We start from the raw sequence: 19101 nt of genomic DNA, 5'->3' as shown, positions 1-19101 counted from the left end.
CGGGAGAACCCTCAGGCGTGCTCGCCCAGCACCGCAACGGTGATGGCCACGGTCACGTCGGTGGTCAGCACCACGTCCACCGCATGGTCGCCCACGGTTTTGAGCGGACCATCCGGCAAGCGCACGGCAGCTTTCGCGACGTTGAAACCTTGCTTGCCCAGGGATTCGGCAATGTCGTGGTTGGTGATGGAACCGAACAAGCGGCCATCAACGCCGGCTTTCTGCACCAGTTGCACCGTCAAGCCTTCCATCTGCACGGCGAGAGCTTGGGCAGCGGCCAATTTGTCGGCAGCCGACTTCTCCAGTTCAGCGCGCTTGGCTTCGAATTCACGCAAGGCCTGGGCCGTGGCGGTGCGTGCCTTGCGCTGGGGAATCAGGAAGTTACGGCCATAGCCGTTCTTCACTTTGACCACATCGCCAAGATTGCCGAGGTTGGTCACTTTTTCGAGCAGAATGATTTGCATGGGAATTGTCCTTGGCTGTTCAGCTCTTGTGCTGGTCGGAGAACGGCATCAGGGCCAAAAAGCGCGCACGCTTGATGGCCGTATTGAGTTGACGCTGGAAAATCGAGCGCGTGCCGGTCAGGCGTGCAGGAATGATCTTGGCATTTTCAGCCAGGAATTCACGCAGCGTGTCCAGGTCCTTGTAGTCAATCTGCTTGACACCGGCGACGGTGAAGCGGCAGAAGCGCTTGCGCTTGAACAGCGAAGATTGCTGGTTGCGTTTGGGTTTGTTCTTACGGTCGGTCTTCTTGAAATAGGCCATGTTCAGGCTCCAAAATCCATTCGGTAATGTTCAGCTTCAGGGTTCGAGATCCACGGCGGTTGGGCATCAGATAGCCTGCAAGATGGAGAAGCTGGCCTGCTTGCACATGCTGAAGTTTGCGCGCCATGAGGGAGAAAGCGACGCATTGCAACTCCAGTTCGATCTGCTGCACATGGCTGGCAAGGGCTTGTGTGGATGCGTGGTTCACACGCAAATCCAGCGCCTCGACGCCAGCCGGTGTGTAGCGCAGCGCGCCACGCTCGATCACCGTTGCAAGAATCTCGAGTCGGTTGATGCTCAGGCAACTTGCTCCGGCTGGGCCTTGCGGGCCTCTTCGCGCTCAACCGAACGCATCATGACGGATGGCTGGGTCTCGGCCTTGTCCATCTTGACGATCAGGTGGCGCAGCACGGCATCGCTGAACTTGAAACCATGTTCCAGTTCCTGCAGCACATCCTGATTGGCCTCGATGTTCAGGCACAGATAGTGGGCCTTGGCCAGTTTCTGGATCTGATAGGCCATTTGACGACGGCCCCAATCCTCGAAGCGATGAACCACGCCTCCCTTGCTGGTCACCACGCTTTTGTAGCGCTCGACCATCGCGGGGACTTGCTCGCTCTGGTCAGGGTGAACGATGAGAATGATTTCATAATGACGCATATGGACTCCTTCTAACCCACGGGGGGTTTCTTTGCGGATAAAGCCGCCCAGGGCGTCAGTCCCAGTGCGGCAAAGAAACATTCAATTATAGATTAGTGCGCTGGGTTGACGGCCAAAGCTTGCCAAGTGGCAACCACGGTGTCCGGGTTCAGCGAGATCGACTCGATACCTTGATCCATCAGCCAGCGCGCCAAATCGGGGTGATCGGACGGGCCCTGGCCGCAGATGCCAACGTATTTGCCGCTGGCCAGGCAGGCACTGATGGCCTGCTTGAGCAAGGCCAGAACGGCCGGGTCGCGCTCATCAAAAGCCTCGGCAACCAGCCCCGAGTCACGGTCCAGACCCAGGGTGAGTTGGGTCAGGTCGTTCGACCCGATGGAGAAGCCATCGAAGAATTCGAGAAAGTCGGCCGCCAGCACGGCGTTCGATGGCACCTCGCACATCATGATGAGCCGCAGGCCGTTCTCGCCGCGTTTGAGCCCGTTGCGCGACAACAGTTCGATCACCCCGCGCGCTTCCTTCAAGGTCCGCACGAACGGCACCATGATCTCCACATTGGACAGGCCCATCTCGTCGCGCACACGCTTGAGGGCGATGCATTCCATCTCGAAGCTCTGGGCGAAGTCGCGCGAGACATAGCGTGATGCGCCGCGGAAACCCAGCATGGGATTTTCCTCATCGGGCTCGTAGCGCGAACCGCCGATGAGCTTTTTATATTCGTTCGACTTGAAATCCGATAGGCGGACGATGACGGGCTTCGGGTAGAACGCAGCACCGATGGTGGCGATGCCTTCGGTCAGTTTGTCGATGTAGAACGCGCGCGGACTGGCGTGGCCGCGCGCGACGCTTTCCACCGCCTTCTTCAAGTCGGCGTCGACGTTGGGATACTCAAGCACGGCGCGCGGGTGGACTGCAATGTTGTTGTTGATGATGAATTCCAGACGGGCCAGACCGACACCGCCATTGGGGATCTGGGAGAAGTCGAACGCCAGTTGGGGATTGCCGACGTTCATCATGATCTTGACGGGGATGTCCGGCATCTCACCGCGCCTGACCTCGGTCACCGACGTCTCCAGCAACCCTTCGTAGACGATGCCTGTATCGCCTTCGGCGCAGGAGACGGTGACCAACATGCCATCCTTGAGCAAGTCGGTCGCATCGCCACAACCGACGACTGCCGGTATGCCGAGTTCGCGCGCAATGATGGCCGCGTGGCAGGTGCGTCCGCCACGGTTGGTGACGATGGCCGACGCCTTTTTCATCACCGGTTCCCAGTTCGGGTCGGTCATATCGGTGACGAGGATGTCGCCAGCCTGCACCTGATCCATTTCGGCCACGGAATCGACGACCCGGACCGGGCCGGCGCCGATTTTTTGGCCGATCGCACGTCCGGTGACGAGAGACGTACTTTTCTGCATCAGCGTGAAGCGCTGTTCGGCACGCCCATGTGCGCGCGATTTCACGGTTTCAGGCCTCGCTTGAAGAATGTAGATCTGGCCATCCTTGCCGTCCTTGCCCCATTCGATGTCCATCGGTCGGCCATAGTGCTGTTCGATGGTCAGCGCGAAAGCGGCCAACTCGGTGGCTTCGGCGTCGCTCAGGCTGTAGCGGTTGCGCAGTTCTGCGGGCGTGTCCACGGTTTGCACGAGACGATCCGAGCCGGCTGGCGCAAATTCCATGCGGATGAGCTTCGAGCCCAGATTGCGGCGAATGACGGCCGCCTTGCCAGCGCGCAGCGTCGGTTTGAAAACATAGAACTCGTCGGGATTGACAGCGCCCTGCACCACCGTCTCGCCCAGGCCATAGGACGAGGTGATGAAGACCACGTCCTCGAACCCGGACTCGGTGTCCAGGGTGAACATCACACCCGCGGCGCCAAGATCGCTGCGCACCATGCGCTGGATGCCCGCGGAAAGCGCAACCTGGTGATGCTCGAAACCCTGATGCACGCGGTAGGAAATCGCGCGGTCGTTGAACATCGAGGCGAAGACATGTCGAACTTTGTCGAGTACGGCGTCGATACCGGTGACGTTGAGATAGGTTTCCTGCTGACCCGCGAACGAGGCGTCTGGCAAGTCTTCGGCCGTTGCCGAGGAGCGCACGGCAAAGCTGGCGTCAGGCTGAGCGGCCGACAGCGCGCTGAAATGCTCGCGGATGGCGGCTTCCAGCGCGGCGGGTAGCGGCGTATCGCTGACCCACTGCCGGATGTCGGCTCCCGTACGTGCCAGGACGCGCACATCGTCAGCATCCAGGCGGTCGAGCGCCTGCTTGATGCGTGCGTCCAGCCCTCCTTGCTGCAGAAACTGGCGGAATGCGAAGGCCGTGGTCGCGAAACCACCGGGCACGCGGACACCACTTGCCGTCAGTTGACTGATCATTTCACCGAGCGAGGCGTTCTTGCCCCCCACCACCTCGACGTCCTGCATCCTCAACTTCTCGAATGGCACCACCCAGTCGGTGTCGCAAAAGCGCACCTGGCTTTGATTTGACATGAACAACCCTCAATAGAATGAAAGAAATCTGGGCAAGTCCTGCGAGGGCTTGGCAAACACGGGGGCTGCACCGGTTGTTTTTGCTGTTTTGATGTGGCCGCGGTGCTTGAGGGCGCGCGAAAAGGCGAAGTCCTGCAGGCGAGTCTTGACTCTGATTCTAAAGCCCGGACCGGCTTTCTTCGGTGCAACGCAACATGCCTAATCGTTCAGTCTTTTTCGTCTCGGACGGAACCGGGATCACCGCCGAAACCTTCGGCAATTCCATCCTTGCGCAATTCGACGCCCAGCCCCATCGCGTGCGCCTGCCCTTTGTCGACACGGTGGAGAAGGCGCATCAGGCGGTGGAGCGCATCAACCTGGCCACGCGCAACGAGGGGCGTCCGCCGGTTGTCTTCATCACCCTGGTGAACACCGAGGTGCTGCAGGTCATCCGTTCTTGCAATGGCTTGGTGATGGATATGTTCACGACCTTCGTCGAACCGCTGGAAATCGCCTTCGGCATCAAGTCCAACCACCGCATCGGGCAGTTCTCCGACATCGCCAAAAGCTCGCGCTACAACGACCGGATGGACGCGATCAATTTCGCCTTGCTGCATGACGACGGCCAGTCGTCGCGTAACCTGGCGCTGGCCGATGTCATCCTGGTCGGCGTGTCGCGCAGTGGCAAAACCCCAACGTCCTTGTATCTGGCCATGCAGCATGGCGTGCGTGCCGCAAATTACCCGCTGATTCCAGAAGATTTCGCCCGCATGTGCCTGCCTTCGGCGCTGACGCAGCATCGCAGCAAGTTGTTCGGCCTGAGTATCGCGCCGGAGCGCTTGAGCGAAATTCGCCGCGAGCGCAAGCCTGGCAGCACTTATGCCTCTTTGCACAACTGCATGGAAGAGGTCGCCGAGGCCGAGCGCTTGATGCGACGCGAAGGCATACGCTGGCTGTCATCCACACATAAGTCCATTGAGGAAATTGCCACCACGATCCTGCAGCTCATTCGTCCCGACCGGTTGGAATATTGAGATCAACGTCTGTACCGCGATGCTTCGCCCAAATCCACCCCCGCACTGCTCCTCCCCTCGCCCGACCATGGCCACGACTTCGTACGAAAGCAATAAAAACGAATATCTGCTGGGGTTTGCCTCCACCCAGCAAAACCAGCCTGAGCAGGAGCAGGCGTTGCCGATCAATCCACTGCGACATGAAAACCCGTATGGCGTGGTGATGGTGGATGCCGCGGCTGACATCTCCAGCGCGATGGCGCAGCACCCGCGCCTGCGCGTCCTGCCGTTGGCCATCCAATGGCCTGGGCGCACCTTCATGGACAAGGGCTTGCGGGAAAAACGCGGCGAATTGCGCCATATGGGGCGCGAGCGACTGCGCACGGCGCAAATCGCCGCACCCAGCGTGGAAGGGCTCGAGTACCGCCTCTATCCCAACATCGCCGTCAATGCCGACTGGTTGATCTATATTGGATCCCTGCGCGCGCTCAACGATCCTGCCGCCGCACTGCAAACGCTGCTGCTGCAGCATCTGGAAGAAATTCACGAACTGCGGCGCAGTCGTGGGTTGCCGGCCGATCTGCAAGTGCTCTGCCTCGATGGCGGCTCGATGCTCTCGGGCCCTGCTTTGCAGGCGCGCGTTCTGCTGAAAAAACTTGACGCTGGCGAACCAGTCAATCAGGTGGCGCAGACAGCCGCACAGATTTCGAGCATGACCCGCCAGTGGCTGGTCCCGCGCTATCCGGGGGATATGGCGGCGACACTCTCCAGGTTGGCCAATCCGGCGCTGAGCCCTTGGGTGCAGGCCTGTTCATCGGGGATCGACAAACTCTGGAATCCTTACCCGATTTTGTCCAGTGGGCCCGACGGGCTGCATTGCATGTCACGAGCCAAACGCTGGCGCACTGCAGTTGCTGCGGTCTTTGCGCGCACCGAACAAAGCCTGCTGGAGGGTGGCATTCAAGGGACTTCCATGCAGATCAGTTTCGATGGCAGCATTCGCGAATTGCAGGCATGGCCCGAATTTGCGCGCCTGCGCCAGCAGGCGGATCACATGCAGGTGCGCCTGCATGTCACCCATATGAGCTTGGCCGGACGTATCTGGGCCTCGTCCGGTTCACTCAGCCTGGCTTTGGTGCAAGCGCCCGCAAACCCTGCCGATGCTGAGCCGCCGGCACGTCTTCACGCTGCGCACCAGCTTGGCTGGGGCTGAGTTTGAGGCTTGGAGTGCGCCGAAGGCCTCTCAGCCCTCAGCCAGCTGGCGTTGGCGCACACCCTCGAAGAGGCAAACCGCGGCGGCAGAGGCCACATTGATGGATTCGATCGGCCCTGCCTGGGGAATTCGGACGACGGCTGAACATTTGGCCATGAGGTGCTCAGAAATGCCCTGCCCTTCATTGCCGAACACCCAAGTCACGGGCTGATTCAAATCCAACTCATACAAACCCATATCTGCAACGGAAGCCGTGGCGTAGATCGGGCGTGGAACGATGTTCGCAACCTGGTCCCAGGGTGCGTCCTCGAAGATGGGCAAGTAGAAATGGGCTCCCATGGCGGCGCGCAAGACTTTGGGCGTCCATGCCCCAGCCGTGCCTCGCAGCAGATAGACCGCGCCGCAGCCGGCCGCAGCCGCCGTGCGCAAGATGGTGCCGACATTGCCGGCATCCTGAATGCGGTCGAGCACGACCGCAGCACCCGGCTTGGGCTTGGCGCCCTTGGGTTTGTCGATCAACATGCCCACTTGCGGACCATTTTCCACCGTGGAAATCCAGCTGAAGAGGGCGCGATGCAGGATGACCGTGTTCGTGCTCCCGGCGCGTTCGACCAGGGCTGCGATTTCAGGTTGCAGCAGGCCATCGTCAGTCGTCACCAAGGGGTCGGCATGATGGCCGCTATCGAGCGCGGCCTGCACAAGATGAATGCCTTCGAGCCAGACTTGGCCGAGGCGTTTGACCGCGCCGGGTTCGCTGCTCAGCGCGCGCAGTGTTTTGACCAATGGGTTTTCAGCGGAAATGATGCGCTTCACGGCGGCCTTCGCTCAAGGTTGGATCAGTTGTCGTATGGGGGAAAAACTGTGGCGATGTTCGGCGCAGGGGCCATGGCGTTGCAAGGCGAGCCGATGCTGCATTGTGCCGTAGCCGAAATGCCGATCAAACCCGTAAACAGGGTGATCCTTGGCCAGGGACTGCATCAACCGATCGCGGTAGACCTTGGCGATGATGGAGGCGGCACTGATGGCCGGTTGCGTGGCATCGCCGCCGACGATGGCCTGGCAAGGCATGGGCAGCTCAGGCGTGCGATTGCCGTCGACAAGCACGAGATCAGGCTGCAGCTTGAGCGCCGCCACGGCGCGCTGCATCGCCAGTAGCGTGGCTTGAAGAATGTTGATCTGGTCAATTTCCTGGGCACTGGCCCGCCCCAGGCTCCAGGCGAGACAATGCTCGCGGATCTGAATATCCAGGATTTCACGACGCTTGCTGGAGAGCTTTTTGGAGTCGGCCAAACCGGTAATCGGGCAATGGGGATCGAGAATGACGGCTGCCGCGACCACGGGACCTGCCCAAGTGCCACGCCCCACTTCGTCACACCCCGCGACGTGTGCGACGGACGGTTCGCATTCGGAGTTGGGCCATGCTGGTTGCTGCACGACGGGGATCATCTCATCCAGCCCTGGCAGCTTCGAGGATGGCCTGTGCGGCAAGGCTTGCCGTCGGCCGACGCAACTGCGCATGCAGTTCGGCGAAGCGGTCTTGCAACTGCGCTTGTCGCACGCTGTCTTGCAGCAGCCTTTCGGCCGCTTCGGCCAGTGCGTCGGGTGTGCAGGCATCTTGCAGCAGTTCGGGCACCAGAAACTCGCGCGCAAGAATATTGGGCAAGCCAACCCAGGGCTGGTAGCCCTTGCCCGCCATGAGTCGCCGCGACAGCTCGGGCACACGGTAGCCAATCACCATCGGACGTTTGAACAAAGCGCATTCCAAGGTTGCCGTGCCACTCGCCACCAGGGCCAGGTCGCAAGCGGCCATGACGGCGTGTGACTTGCCATGCGTGAACTGGACCTCGAGTCCCGGCACACCCTGCAACTGCCGCCGCAGCAAGGGCAGCAGACTCGGGTGCGCGACGGGCAGAACCATACGCGCACCATGACGCTGCTGCAGCCGTCGTGCAGCGCCGAGAAAGCTGGGAGCGATGTGCTGAATTTCCCCAAGCCGGCTGCCGGGCAGAAGACCGATGACCAGGGCATCTTGAGCCAGTCCGAGCAACTGGCGCGCGCCATGCCGATCGGGCTGGTCGGGAATCACTTCCGCCAAAGGGTGCCCGATATAGGTGGCGCGCACGCGGGTCTGGGCATAAAGCTCAGGCTCGAACGGAAAGACACAGAGCATGTGATCGACCGCCTGGGTAATACCGAGCAGACGTTCGCGCCGCCAAGCCCAGATGGATGGACTGACCAGGTGCACGGTGGGAATCCGGGCTTCGCGCAGACGGCGCTCCAAGCCCAGATTGAAATCGGGCGCATCGACCGCGACGAACACGGCAGGTGGCTGGCGCAGCAGGCGTAGACGCAGTTGCCGACGCATCCACAGCAACTCAGGCAGACGTGGCAGCACCTGGGTGTAGCCATTCACGGCCAGGCGCTCGGTCGGCCACCAGGCGGTGAAGCCTTGTTCGCGCATGCGCTCGCCACCGATACCTGCGCACGCCACATCAGGCCGCACCTTGCGAAGTGCAGCAAGGACATGGGAGGCCAGCAAATCCCCAGACGGTTCCCCGGCAACCATGGCGACGAAGCCGACTGACATGGCAGGAGCCGTAGCTTGACTCAGGGGCGAGCGATGCCGCGCTTGCTGGCCGCGATGAAACCGAGCAATTGCGCCAGATCTTCGCGGCTGCTGGCATGCGTTGCCTGCAACTCGGCCAGCGCGGCCACTGCCTGTTGCAGCGACAAACCCTGGCGATAGAGCTTGCGATACGCCTCGCGCAAAACGGCGATGCGCGCCACATCGAAGCCGCGTCGGCGCAGACCTTCGGCGTTAATGCCGTGAGGCGCCCCAGGGTTGCCTGCGAGCAGCACGAACGGTGGCACGTCCTGCGTGACGACGGAGCTGATGCCGGTCATCACATGCGCACCGATTTGCACGAACTGATGCACCCCCGTATAGCCACCCAGGACGGCCCAGTCGCCGACATGCACATGCCCGGCCAGTTGTGCGCTATTGGCAAAGACGGTGTGGTTGCCAACCTGGCAGTCGTGCGCCAAGTGCACATAGGCCATGACCCAGTTGTCGTCGCCCAAGCGGGTGACGCCTGCGTCCTGCGCCGTGCCCAGGTTCAGGGTGCAGTATTCGCGAATGGTGTTGCGGTCGCCGATGTGCAACTCGGTCGGTTCGCCAGCGTACTTCTTGTCCTGGGGAATGCCGCCGAGCGAGCAGTAAGCGTGAATCTGGTTGTCACGGCCGATACGGGTGCGTCCTTGGACGCAGACATGCGGGCCGATCTCTGTGCCCGCGCCGATTTGGACTTCGGGGCCGATGACGCAAAAGGGCCCGATGCGAACGCTGGAATCGATCTGCGTCTTGCTGTCGACGATTGCTGTGGGATGAATCAAGCTCAAGGCAGCCCCGTCAGTCGATCTGGCGTTCGGTACACATCAACTCAGCCTGCGCCACGATTTCGTCGTCAACCCGCGCCACGGCATTGAATTTGTAGATGCTGCGCATTTGACGAACCATCTCCACCTCGAGCATGAGCCTGTCCCCTGGCACGACCGGACGCTTGAAGCGGGCGCCGTCGATGCCCACCAGGTAGTACACCGAACTCTCCTCGGCACCCTGCTCCAGGGTGCCGAAGGCAAGAATGCCAGCGGCCTGTGCCAGAGCCTCAAGGACGAGAACGCCCGGCATGATGGCTTTTTGCGGAAAATGCCCTGAGAAATAGGGCTCGTTGAACGAGACATTCTTGTAACCCAAAATACGCTTGCCCTTTTCGAACTCCACCACCCGATCGATCAGCAAGAAGGGGTAGCGGTGAGGAAGGAGTTTCTGGATCTGGTTGATGTCAAAAACAATCATGGTTTGGTCGAGTCAGGGAGTGCCTGTGTTTCAAGCTTGTTTTCGAGTTGTCGCACTCGGCTGCGAAGTTGCGACAGATGCCGTAGCGTCGCCGCATTTTCTGACCAGTTCTGGTGGGTATCCAGGGGGAAGGCTCCTGTGTAATGCCCCGGCTGACGCACGGAACGCGAGACCAGCGACATGCCGCCAATCACGACATGGTCCGCAATCTCCAGGTGCCCGGCGATGCCCACGCCGCCGCCGATGAAACAGTGGGCGCCAATACGCGCGCTACCCGAAACGCCGACGCAACCAGCCAACGCGGTGTGGGGGCCGATTTGTACGTTGTGCGCGATCTGCACCAGATTGTCGATCTTGACGCCGTCGCCAATACGGGTGTCGTCCAGCGCGCCACGGTCGATGGTCGTGTTGGCGCCGATCTCCACATCGTTGCCAATGCGCACGCTGCCGGTTTGCGGGATCTTGACGCCGACGCCGTTTGCATCTCGGGCATAGCCAAAGCCGTCCGCCCCGATCACCGCGCCCGAATGCACGATGCAGCGCGCGCCCAAAGTGCAACCCGCAAGCACCACCGCGCGCGGATGCAAGCGCGTACCTTGGCCAATGATGGCGTTGCGACCAACAAAGCAACCCGCGCCGATATGGGCGGCATCATGGATCACTGCGCCGCGCTCGATCACGGCACATGGGCCAACCACAGCGGTTGGAGCCAGATCGGCCCCCGCTTCAACCACGGCAGAGGCGTGAACTCCAGCCACTTCAGGCTCAGCCTGCAACTCGGCAAACCACTGGGCAAGCCGGGCGTAATACAGGTAGGGGTCTGGCGTCAGAATGGCCGCCTGGAAACGTTGCGCCTCGGCCTCCAGATCGGGCGGCATGACCATGCAGCCGGCTTGCGTGGTGCTCAGCCACTCACGCTTGCTGCTGTGACTGAGGTAAGCGATGTCGGTTGCGCCGGCGCGCTCGATGGACGCGATGCGCAGTACCTGGTGCTGCCCATCACCCCGCAGGGTGCCGCCCAATGCGGCGACAATCTCGCCAACCCGCAGGCCCTTTGCGGCTCCCAGGGGCTGCTCGCTCATGATTACTTGCTGGGAGCATCCAAGGCCTTCAGGACCTTGTCGGTGATGTCGATGCGAGGGTTAACGTACACGGCATCCTGGAAAATGATGTCGTAGTTATCCTTCTCGGCAATTTCCTTCACGACCTTGTTCGCCTTGTCGAGCACGATGGCCAGGGCGGCATTGCGCTTGGCGTTCAGGTCTTCGCCAAACTCGCGCTGCTTGCGCTGAAAGTCCCGGTTCATGTCCGCCAGTTGTTGCTGGGAGTTGATGCGATCGCTATCCGACATCACCGGGCCATCTTTTTCAAGTTTCTGGTTCAGCGCCTTGATCTTGGCGGCCATGTCCTGAAGTTCCTTGTCGCGCTTGGAAAACTCGGATTCGAGTTTTTGCTGCGCGGCTTTCGCCAAGGTTGAATCCTTCAGAATACGTTCGGTATTGATGAAACCGATTTTTCCAGTCGCCCCTGTTGCTGCCACGGGCTTGGCCGGCGCTGACTGAGCGTTGGCGGGCATGCTGGCAAAGAGCGTTGCCGCGCAAAAACTGGCAACAATGGTGTAACGAGTCAGGCAAGTCATCGACATCATGGCGTTTGGGATGGTGATCAGAAGGCGGTACCGACAGTGAACTGGAAGGCTTGCAGCTTGTCGCTGGGCTGCGAACGAATGGGCTTGGCAATGCTGAACTTCAGGGGGCCGATTGGGGAAATCCACGATACCGCCACACCGACCGAGGCGCGCATATCCGACAAGCTGACCTTTTGATTCTCACCCCAGACATAGCCGCTGTCGAGGAAGGTCGACATGCGCAGGCTCTTGTCCGCGCCGGTTCCCGGGAATGGGAACTGGTATTCAAAATCAGCCACGAGCAGCTTGGCCCCCCCAAGTGCATTGCCTTGCGCATCTTGCGGGCCCAAGGAGCTTTGCTGGAAGCCGCGTACGGTGCCGATGCCGCCGGCATACAGATTCTTGAAAATGGGAAGAGGTCTGCCATTCAAGCCATGGGCATAGCCCACCAGCCCGTTGAATGCCAGGTTGGTCTGCCGGGTGACCGGCAAGAACTGCTGGAATTGATAGGTTGAGCGAACGTAGCGCAAGCTGCTGAATGGGCTGTACTCCACGCTCAGACGCTGGTAGCGCCCATCGGTGGGAACCAGCGCGCTGTTGCGGCTGTCTCGTTGCCAGCCGATGGTCAGAGGAATGCCGGAGGAGGTTTTGCCGAACTGGTTGACGTAGGCGATATAGGAGGCTGGCGCACCAGGCGCTAAGGCGAGGCTGTATTGTTCAAATCCGGCGCCGAAGAACACGCGATCGAGTTCGGTGAAGGGCACGCCGAACTGGACATTGAAACCCGGCGTCGTGATCGTGTAGTTGTTGCCCTGACTGTAATAAGGCCGGATGGTGCGGTAGTAGGCGTTGACCGTGCGGCTGATCCCGTCTTGGGTGAAATAGGGGTTGGTACTGGACACCGACAAGGTTCGGTAATAGCTGGACGTGTTGAAGTCGACGCTCAGGTTGTTACCGCTACCAAAAATATTGTCTTGGCTCACCGAAGCGTTGAATGAGATGCGGTTGGCGCTGGAAAACCCGACGCCCAAGCCCAACATGCCGGTGGGTTTTTCGGTGACATGCATGTCCAGGTCGGCTTGGTCGCTGGTGCCAGGAACCTCGCGGGTACCGAGTGTTGCATCCTTGAAGTAGCCCAGACGATCGACGCGGTCGCGCGATAGCTTGATGCGGTCGACGTCATACCAGGCGTCCTCGAATTGACGGAATTCGCGGCGGATGACTTCGTCGCGGGTCCGGGTGTTGCCGGAGATGTCGATGCGACGGACGTAGATTCGCTTGCCCGGATCGGCATCGATGGTGAAGAAGACCTCGTGCGTTTCACGATTGATCTCGGGCTTGGGCTCGACACGGGCGAAGGCATAACCATAGACGCCGAATTTCTCGACGATGGACTTGACGCTTTCATTGAGCAGCTTGGCACTGTAGATATCGCCCGGCTTGAGCCTCACCAGCGCGCGGAACTCATCGGCCAGGCCGAGATAGTTGCCTTCAAGCTTGTAGCCTGAAACCGAGTACTTCACTCCCTCGTGAATGTTGACGGTGATGAACATGCTGTTCTTGTCGGGTGACAGCGCCACCTGGGTCGACTCGATGCGGAAATCGAGATAACCGCGATCGAGGTAATACGAGCGCAAGGTTTCGAGGTCGGCGTTGAGTTTGGCACGCGAGTACTGGTCGGACTTGGTGTACCAGCTCAGCCAGCCGGGGGTGGAGAGCGAGAAAAGGTCGCGCAGATCGCTTTCGCTATAGACCTTGTTGCCGACGATGTGGATGGCGCGAATCTTGGCGATCTCACCCTCGGTGACATTGAACAGCACATTGACGCGGTTTCGCTCCAGCGGCGTCACGGTGGTGGTGACCTCTGCCGCGTAGTAGCCCTTCGCCAGATATTGCTGCTTGAGTTCCTGCACCGCCTTGTCGACCAAGGCCTGGTCGAAAGGACGGGCCTCGCCAAGCCCCACCTGGCTGAGCGCCTCGGTCAAGGTTTTTTTCGGAAACTCCTTGGTGCCGGCGAACTCGACACTGGCGATCACCGGACGTTCTTCCACGATGATGGTGACCACATCGTTGTCGGTGCGGACGCGCACATCCTTGAACAGCCCGGTGGCGAACAGAGCCCGAATGGCGGCAGCGCCGTTCTCCGGGGTGTAGGTGTCGCCCACGCGAAAGGGCAAGTAGCTGAAGACGGTCCCTGGTTCGGTTCTTTGAAGGCCATCGACGCGGATGTCCTTGATGACGAATGTGTCGGCGGCGTAGGCCTGGGCACAGGCCACAGCCAACACGGCCACGGCAGTACCCTGCAATGCGTGACGGAACCTCAAATTAACCTCGGAGTTGGGATCAATGCATGGGCCCGATCAACCGGGCGAAGTCGTTGTAGAGCGCAATGGTCATCATCAGTGCAATGATGACAAGGCCGCCTTGCTGCAGCCTTTCCTGCAAACGCTGGGGAATACTGCGACGCGTAAAACCTTCAATCGCATAATACAAGAGATGCCCCCCGTCCAAGACCGGTAGCGGCAGCAGATTCAACACACCCAGACTCACGCTGATGATGGCCAGAAAGCTGATGTAGGACAACCAGCCGAGTTCGGCACTGCGGCCAGCGTAGTCCGCAATGGTCACGGGTCCACTCAGATTGCTGAGGGATGCCTGGCCGATGACCATTTTCCCCAGCGTCTTGAGCGTGAGTGCGCTCAATTCCCAAGTGCGTGAGAAGCCCTGGACCACGGCACCCAAGGGCCCACTCTTGACCACCACGGTGGGAATTTCACCGCCCAGCATGGCCCCAATGCGCCAGACCCGTTGGCCATTCGACGCCAGATGCTGAACTTGGGGGCGGATGGTCAAAGAGACGTTTTGTTGCCCGCGCTTCACCAGCAACTGCAGGGGCTTTCCAGCGCTGGCCTGGATGGCCTTGAGCAAGGCTTCAGCCCCACTGATGGCCTTGCCATCCACCTGCGTCACGACATCGCCGGCGCGCATGCCGGCCTTCTCGGCGGGGCCACCGGCGATGGTTTCACGAATCAATGCCGGCGGGCTTTTCAGTCGCAGGCCCCAGGTGGCGAGAAAGTCGGGCTGACTGGCTTTGTCCTCGGCGCCGGCAAAGTGCAAGGTGACGTTCGAGGTGGCGCCGTCAGCCGCCTTGAGCTGCATGCTCACCGTTTGCCCGTCCATGGCCGCAGTGAGCAATTGCAACTGCAGATCGGACCAGGACTGCACGGCCTGGGTACTGCCGTCGGCCGTGATGGCAACAACCTGATCGCCTGCGCGCACCCCGGCAACGGCCGCCGGACTGCCAGCAGCAGGGGCCCCCAAGAGCGCAACGGGCTGACGCACGCCGACGAATGCAACCACCGCAAACAGCGCCGCCGCCAGCAACAGATTGGCAGCAGGGCCCGCCGCCACGATGGCGGCGCGTTTGAACAGGGACTGGCGGTTGAAGGCACGCGGCACATCGGCGGCAGGGACATCGCCTTCGCGTTCATCGACCATGCGCACGAAGCCACCCAACGGAATGGCGGCGATGACGAATTCAGTCTGGTCGGGTCCGCGCTTCCACTTCAACAACGGCTTGCCAAAGCCAATGGAAAAGCGCAGCACCTTCACCCCGGCAGCCACCGCCACGCGGTAATGCCCATACTCATGAATCGTGATGAGCAGGCCGAGAGCGAAAAGAAAGGCAAGCACAGTGACCATCCGATACTCCTCAGGGCAACGCGCGACTTGCGGTGCCAGCGTGGATTGTGCCTCGCTTCAAGGAACCAGGGTGTTGATACGGGACTGAGCCTGCTGGCGTGCCAGCTGGTCGAGTTCCAACAGATCGTCAAGGTTGCGCACAGCGTTGAGATTGACGTCGTTCAGTGTGTCGGCGTTCACGCGGTGAATATCGGTGAAGCGCATCCGCCCCTGAAGGAAAGCATCGACCGCCGTTTCGTTGGCGGCGTTGAGCACGGCACAGGCTCCCATGGGCATGGAGAGGGCGGCGTAGGCCAGTTGCAAGCCGGGAAAACGCTGGGGGTCCGGCAAATCGAAATCAAGACGGCCGATGCACGCCAAGTCCAGCCAGGATGCACCAGAAGCCATGCGCTGCGGGTAGGACAAACCGTAGGCGATCGGAGTGCGCATATCGGGCATGCCGAGTTGCGCCACAACCGACCCGTCGTGATAGCCGACCATGGAATGCACGATGCTTTGGGGATGGATCAGCACCTGGATTTGCGCTGGCAGCATGCCGAACAAGTGATGCGCTTCGATGACTTCGAGCGCCTTGTTCATCATGGTGGCGGAATCCACCGAGATTTTTCGCCCCATGCTCCAGTTCGGGTGGGCGCAGGCTTGATCGGGGGTGATGTCGCGCAGCGTCGAGGTGTCGGCCTGGCGGAAAGGTCCGCCGGATGCCGTGAGCGTGATGTCGCGCACGCTGCTCCGCCAGTGACTGCGCTCATCCGGCAGGCTTTGCAGAATGGCGCTGTGCTCGCTGTCGATGGGAATGAGCAGCCCACCACCTTGCTGCATGGCCTGCATGAAAAGCTCGCCCGCCATCACCAGCGACTCCTTGTTGGCCAGCAACACGCGCTTGCCGGCACGCGCGGCGGCAATGCTCGAGGCAAGCCCCGCAGCCCCGACGATCGCAGCCATCACGATATCGGTCTCGACCGCTTGCGCGACTTGCACATGGGCCGCGTCGCCTTGCAGAACTTCGGTCTTGCCGCCATGAGCCCGAAGGGCCGTTTGCAGGCGTTGGGCCGCTGCCGCATCGCTCAGCACGGCCAGGCGCGGGGCAAAACGCAGGCATTGCGCCAACAGCAGATCGTCACGCCTTTGGGCGCCCAGCGCGTACACCTCGAAGGCTTCAGGGTGCAGGGCCAGCACCTCCAGCGTGCTTTGGCCGATGGAGCCGGTGGAGCCGAGAATCGCGACGCGTTTCATGCCATGAATAGCAGTGCAATGGGCAACAGCGGCAGCAGTGCATCGACCCGGTCGAGCACACCGCCATGGCCGGGCAGCAGGCCGCTGCTGTCTTTCACGCCAGCATGGCGTTTGAGCAAGGATTCAAACAGATCACCCATGATGCTGAGGGTGACCAACAAAACGGCGCTGACCAGCATCGCGGGCATGCCATACGTTTGATCGATGCGCGCCAGCAAAGTGCCCGACAGGCCGGGTAGCGCACTGCACACCCAGGCATAAACCAGGACCGCCAGCAAGGCGGCGTAGGCCCCGGCCCAGGTCTTGCCCGGGCTGATGCGCGGCGCAAGCTTGCTGCGACCGAAAGCGCGGCCGCCGAAATAGGCGGCGATATCCGCCACCCAGGCGATGCCGAGCAGGGACAAGAGAAAGCCTGGGCCAGACTCACGGGCCAGCAGTAAGGCCAGCCATGCGGCAAACATCACGATAAAACCCAGCACCGCGAGAACGGCAGGCACGGCAAGAAACCGAGGCAGGTTCGCGCGCGGCAGACAAAAAGCGAGCAGCGCGATCCAGACGAGGGCCGCTGCCATCAGGATCGGACGAAGGTTTGCGATGGAGCCAGCACCTCCGGCTTGCATCAGCAACAGCAGGGCCGACGCCGTTGCCAACCAAAGCATGGCCCATACCACTGCCGCCATGGATTTGAAACCTGCCAGTCGCGCCCACTCCCACATGGCCGCGCTGGAAAAAAGGGCCATGACCAGCGCGAAGACCGAGAGTGATGCGAGGAAGAGCGTGGGAAGCAGCAGCGCCAGCAGGACGACTGCAGTGATGATGCGCGTGCGCAGCATGGAGGCTTGTGGACGCGCCTCAGGCCACGCGCAGGCCAGGGGCCTGTGGATGCACCGTGCCGAAGCGCCGCTCGCGTTGCGCGTAATCGGCCATGGCGAGTGCCAGCGATTTTTCGTCGAAATCGGGCCAGAGAATGTCGGTGAAATAGAACTCGGTGTAAGCAATTTGCCAAAGCAAGAAGTTACTGATGCGCCGCTCACCGCCGGTGCGAATGAGCAGGTCGGGCGCTGGCACATCGGCCAGGCACAGATGCTGCGCCAATGACTCCTCGCTGATGGGCTCGCCGCTGGCCTGCAGCGCCTGCATCGCCTGCACCAGATCCCAGCGGCCACCATAGTTGATCGCCACGTTGAGCACGAGACGCGTGTTTGCAGCGGACAGGTCTTCGGCTTGCTGCATCAACTCACGCATCGGCGTGTCGAACGCGCTGCGCTCGCCGACAAAACGCAGGCGCACGCCCTGTGCTGCCAACTCGCGGGTTTCGCGGCGCAACGCCTGCACGAAAAGATCCATCAGCGCCGAGACCTCATCGGCAGGACGATTCCAGTTCTCGGACGAAAAGGCAAAGACCGTGAGAAAAGGCACTCCCTGCGCGATACAGCCGCGCACCACGCTCTTCAGGGCATCGACCCCATATTTGTGCCCTGCCGTACGCGGCAGCAAGCGGCGTTGCGCCCAGCGCCCGTTACCGTCCATCACCACGGCGATATGGCGCAAACCTGGGGGGGCTTGCTCGACTTGTTTCGGGACTTGCTTCGATGCCACTGTCGCTCCTTGCTGGCTGCACCTGAGTCAGACGGCCAGAATTTCCGCTTCCTTCTGGGCGAGAAGTTTGTCGACTTCCACGATGAAACGATCGGTCATTTTCTGGATATCGTCCTGGGAGCGGCGCTCATCATCCTCGGAGGCCTCTTTGGCTTTGACCAGATCTTTGAGCTGCTGGTTCGCATCGCGGCGCAAATTGCGCACCGCAACCTTGGCGCCTTCGGCCTCGTGCCTGATGACCTTCACCAGGTCACGTCTGCGCTCCTCGGTCAGCGCCGGCATGGGCACGCGAATCAGGTCGCCCTGGCTCTGCGGGTTGAGGCCCAGATCCGAATCGCGGATGGCTTTTTCCACCGACTGGGCCAGCTTCTTCTCCCAGGGCTGCACGCTGATGGTGCGGGCATCCAGCAAGTTGATATTGGCCACCTGATTGATGGGCATCATGGTGCCGTAATAGTCCACCATCACATGGTCGAGCAGGCCAGTGTGGGCGCGGCCGGTACGCACCTTGGCCAGATCGGATTTGAGCGCATCGATGGACTTGAGCATCTTCTGCTCGGTGTTTTTCTTGATGTCAGCGATCGTCATGATGATTCTGAGCTTGTGAGAAATTCAAAGATGCACCAGGGTGCCTTCCGACTCACCCTGCACCACGCGCAGCAGCGCGCCGGGTTTGAGAATACTGAAGACGCGGATGGGCAGACCCTGGTCGCGGCAGAGGGCAAAAGCTGTTGCATCCATGACCTGAAGGCGCTTGATGATGGCCTCGTCGAAGCTGATGCTGGGGTAACGCGTTGCCGTTGGATCCTTGGCCGGATCTGCAGTGTAGATGCCGTCCACCTTGGTGGCTTTGAGCATGACTTCGGAGCCGATTTCCGCCGCTCTCAGCGCTGCGGCCGTGTCCGTGGTGAAAAACGGATTGCCGGTTCCGCCGGCGAAAATCACCGACTTGCCTTCTTCCA

Annotated in this window: 21 protein-coding genes; 2 read left to right on the top strand and 19 right to left on the bottom strand. The window is 61.0% G+C overall.

Annotation, left to right across the window (positions count from 1 at the left end; translation table 11 throughout):
* Positions 1–11: 11 nt before the first annotated feature.
* From rplI to ppsA, 5 genes are all read right to left on the bottom strand, one after another.
* The gene (rplI, locus tag ACYCUK_RS07385) at positions 12–464 is read right to left on the bottom strand and encodes a 50S ribosomal protein L9 (protein WP_461594150.1); all 453 of its coding nucleotides are present in this window, start codon (positions 462–464) and stop codon (positions 12–14) included.
* 19 nt (positions 465–483) lie between these two features.
* Positions 484–765, bottom strand: coding sequence for a 30S ribosomal protein S18 (gene rpsR, locus ACYCUK_RS07380; RefSeq protein ID WP_112487187.1), 282 nt, complete (start codon positions 763–765; stop codon positions 484–486).
* Positions 737–1045, bottom strand: a complete 309-nt coding sequence (locus ACYCUK_RS07375; RefSeq protein ID WP_461594190.1) for a primosomal replication protein N — start codon at positions 1043–1045, stop codon at positions 737–739. Before ACYCUK_RS07375 ends, rpsR begins: the two co-directional genes overlap by 29 nt.
* 17 nt (positions 1046–1062) lie before the next feature.
* The gene (gene rpsF, locus ACYCUK_RS07370) at positions 1063–1425 is read right to left on the bottom strand and encodes a 30S ribosomal protein S6 (RefSeq protein ID WP_112487189.1); all 363 of its coding nucleotides are present in this window, start codon (positions 1423–1425) and stop codon (positions 1063–1065) included.
* Positions 1426–1517: 92 nt separating this feature from the next.
* On the bottom strand, positions 1518–3917 hold the full coding sequence (ppsA, locus tag ACYCUK_RS07365; protein WP_461594149.1) for a phosphoenolpyruvate synthase: 2400 nt from the start codon (positions 3915–3917) through the stop codon (positions 1518–1520).
* Positions 3918–4111: 194 nt separating this feature from the next.
* Here ppsA and ppsR point away from each other — a divergent pair, with 194 nt between their 5' ends.
* Both ppsR and ACYCUK_RS07355 read left to right on the top strand, forming a co-directional pair.
* Entirely contained in the window at positions 4112–4930 is an 819-nt protein-coding gene (ppsR, locus tag ACYCUK_RS07360; protein WP_112488441.1) for a posphoenolpyruvate synthetase regulatory kinase/phosphorylase PpsR, read from the top strand.
* A gap of 67 nt (positions 4931–4997) precedes the next feature.
* Complete coding sequence (locus ACYCUK_RS07355) at positions 4998–6122, top strand: hypothetical protein (RefSeq protein ID WP_461594148.1); 1125 nt, start codon at positions 4998–5000, stop codon at positions 6120–6122.
* 30 nt (positions 6123–6152) lie between these two features.
* Here the strand turns inward: ACYCUK_RS07355 and ACYCUK_RS07350 are convergent, their stop codons facing one another.
* The 14 genes from ACYCUK_RS07350 to ACYCUK_RS07285 form a co-directional block, all read right to left on the bottom strand.
* Positions 6153–6935: a TrmH family RNA methyltransferase gene (locus tag ACYCUK_RS07350; RefSeq protein ID WP_112487192.1), complete on the bottom strand. Its 783-nt coding sequence runs from the start codon at positions 6933–6935 to the stop codon at positions 6153–6155.
* 12 nt (positions 6936–6947) lie between these two features.
* Entirely contained in the window at positions 6948–7568 is a 621-nt protein-coding gene (gene rnhB, locus ACYCUK_RS07345; RefSeq protein WP_461594147.1) for a ribonuclease HII, read from the bottom strand.
* Between the two features lies 1 nt (position 7569).
* The gene (lpxB, locus tag ACYCUK_RS07340) at positions 7570–8709 is read right to left on the bottom strand and encodes a lipid-A-disaccharide synthase (RefSeq protein WP_461594146.1); all 1140 of its coding nucleotides are present in this window, start codon (positions 8707–8709) and stop codon (positions 7570–7572) included.
* A 20-nt stretch (positions 8710–8729) separates the two neighbouring features.
* Positions 8730–9521, bottom strand: a complete 792-nt coding sequence (gene lpxA, locus ACYCUK_RS07335; protein WP_461594145.1) for an acyl-ACP--UDP-N-acetylglucosamine O-acyltransferase — start codon at positions 9519–9521, stop codon at positions 8730–8732.
* A 10-nt stretch (positions 9522–9531) separates the two neighbouring features.
* Positions 9532–9978, bottom strand: a complete 447-nt coding sequence (gene fabZ, locus ACYCUK_RS07330) for a 3-hydroxyacyl-ACP dehydratase FabZ (RefSeq protein WP_461594144.1) — start codon at positions 9976–9978, stop codon at positions 9532–9534.
* The gene (lpxD, locus tag ACYCUK_RS07325; RefSeq protein ID WP_461594143.1) at positions 9975–11060 is read right to left on the bottom strand and encodes a UDP-3-O-(3-hydroxymyristoyl)glucosamine N-acyltransferase; all 1086 of its coding nucleotides are present in this window, start codon (positions 11058–11060) and stop codon (positions 9975–9977) included. Before lpxD ends, fabZ begins: the two co-directional genes overlap by 4 nt.
* Before the next feature lie 2 nt (positions 11061–11062).
* Positions 11063–11626, bottom strand: coding sequence for an OmpH/Skp family outer membrane protein (locus ACYCUK_RS07320; protein WP_461594142.1), 564 nt, complete (start codon positions 11624–11626; stop codon positions 11063–11065).
* 17 nt (positions 11627–11643) lie between these two features.
* The gene (bamA, locus tag ACYCUK_RS07315; RefSeq protein WP_461594141.1) at positions 11644–13929 is read right to left on the bottom strand and encodes an outer membrane protein assembly factor BamA; all 2286 of its coding nucleotides are present in this window, start codon (positions 13927–13929) and stop codon (positions 11644–11646) included.
* A 19-nt stretch (positions 13930–13948) separates the two neighbouring features.
* The gene (gene rseP / locus ACYCUK_RS07310) at positions 13949–15307 is read right to left on the bottom strand and encodes an RIP metalloprotease RseP (RefSeq protein WP_461594140.1); all 1359 of its coding nucleotides are present in this window, start codon (positions 15305–15307) and stop codon (positions 13949–13951) included.
* 57 nt (positions 15308–15364) lie between these two features.
* Entirely contained in the window at positions 15365–16540 is a 1176-nt protein-coding gene (gene ispC / locus ACYCUK_RS07305; RefSeq protein ID WP_461594139.1) for a 1-deoxy-D-xylulose-5-phosphate reductoisomerase, read from the bottom strand.
* Positions 16537–17373: a phosphatidate cytidylyltransferase gene (locus tag ACYCUK_RS07300; protein ID WP_461594138.1), complete on the bottom strand. Its 837-nt coding sequence runs from the start codon at positions 17371–17373 to the stop codon at positions 16537–16539. The genes ispC and ACYCUK_RS07300 overlap by 4 nt, the downstream gene beginning before the upstream one ends.
* A gap of 19 nt (positions 17374–17392) precedes the next feature.
* A complete protein-coding gene (gene uppS / locus ACYCUK_RS07295; protein WP_461594137.1) occupies positions 17393–18139 on the bottom strand; it encodes a polyprenyl diphosphate synthase in 747 nt (248 codons plus the stop codon).
* A 27-nt stretch (positions 18140–18166) separates the two neighbouring features.
* On the bottom strand, positions 18167–18727 hold the full coding sequence (gene frr, locus ACYCUK_RS07290; RefSeq protein ID WP_461594136.1) for a ribosome recycling factor: 561 nt from the start codon (positions 18725–18727) through the stop codon (positions 18167–18169).
* 24 nt (positions 18728–18751) lie between these two features.
* The coding region (locus ACYCUK_RS07285) for an amino acid kinase family protein (protein ID WP_461594135.1) at positions 18752–19101 on the bottom strand (350 nt) is incomplete at its 5' end.

The organism is Thiomonas sp. (assembly GCF_054608695.1).
The sequence above is the reverse complement of the archived record's forward strand: the minus strand, read 5'-3'. Positions and strand labels throughout refer to the sequence as shown.

What these genes read in the sequence shown, in the direction of transcription:
- rseP (WP_461594140.1), bottom strand. Translation starts at nt 15,307, where the DNA reads ATGGTCACTGTGCTTGCCTTTCTTTTCGCTCTCGGCCTGCTCATCACG.
- ppsR (WP_112488441.1), top strand. Translation starts at nt 4,112, where the DNA reads ATGCCTAATCGTTCAGTCTTTTTCGTCTCGGACGGAACCGGGATCACC.
- fabZ (WP_461594144.1), bottom strand. Translation starts at nt 9,978, where the DNA reads ATGATTGTTTTTGACATCAACCAGATCCAGAAACTCCTTCCTCACCGC.
- rnhB (WP_461594147.1), bottom strand. Translation starts at nt 7,568, where the DNA reads ATGATCCCCGTCGTGCAGCAACCAGCATGGCCCAACTCCGAATGCGAA.
- rpsR (WP_112487187.1), bottom strand. Translation starts at nt 765, where the DNA reads ATGGCCTATTTCAAGAAGACCGACCGTAAGAACAAACCCAAACGCAAC.
- ACYCUK_RS07300 (WP_461594138.1), bottom strand. Translation starts at nt 17,373, where the DNA reads ATGCTGCGCACGCGCATCATCACTGCAGTCGTCCTGCTGGCGCTGCTG.
- ispC (WP_461594139.1), bottom strand. Translation starts at nt 16,540, where the DNA reads ATGAAACGCGTCGCGATTCTCGGCTCCACCGGCTCCATCGGCCAAAGC.
- lpxD (WP_461594143.1), bottom strand. Translation starts at nt 11,060, where the DNA reads ATGAGCGAGCAGCCCCTGGGAGCCGCAAAGGGCCTGCGGGTTGGCGAG.
- ACYCUK_RS07320 (WP_461594142.1), bottom strand. Translation starts at nt 11,626, where the DNA reads ATGATGTCGATGACTTGCCTGACTCGTTACACCATTGTTGCCAGTTTT.
- ppsA (WP_461594149.1), bottom strand. Translation starts at nt 3,917, where the DNA reads ATGTCAAATCAAAGCCAGGTGCGCTTTTGCGACACCGACTGGGTGGTG.
- rpsF (WP_112487189.1), bottom strand. Translation starts at nt 1,425, where the DNA reads ATGCGTCATTATGAAATCATTCTCATCGTTCACCCTGACCAGAGCGAG.
- rplI (WP_461594150.1), bottom strand. Translation starts at nt 464, where the DNA reads ATGCAAATCATTCTGCTCGAAAAAGTGACCAACCTCGGCAATCTTGGC.
- lpxB (WP_461594146.1), bottom strand. Translation starts at nt 8,709, where the DNA reads ATGTCAGTCGGCTTCGTCGCCATGGTTGCCGGGGAACCGTCTGGGGAT.
- ACYCUK_RS07355 (WP_461594148.1), top strand. Translation starts at nt 4,998, where the DNA reads ATGGCCACGACTTCGTACGAAAGCAATAAAAACGAATATCTGCTGGGG.
- frr (WP_461594136.1), bottom strand. Translation starts at nt 18,727, where the DNA reads ATGACGATCGCTGACATCAAGAAAAACACCGAGCAGAAGATGCTCAAG.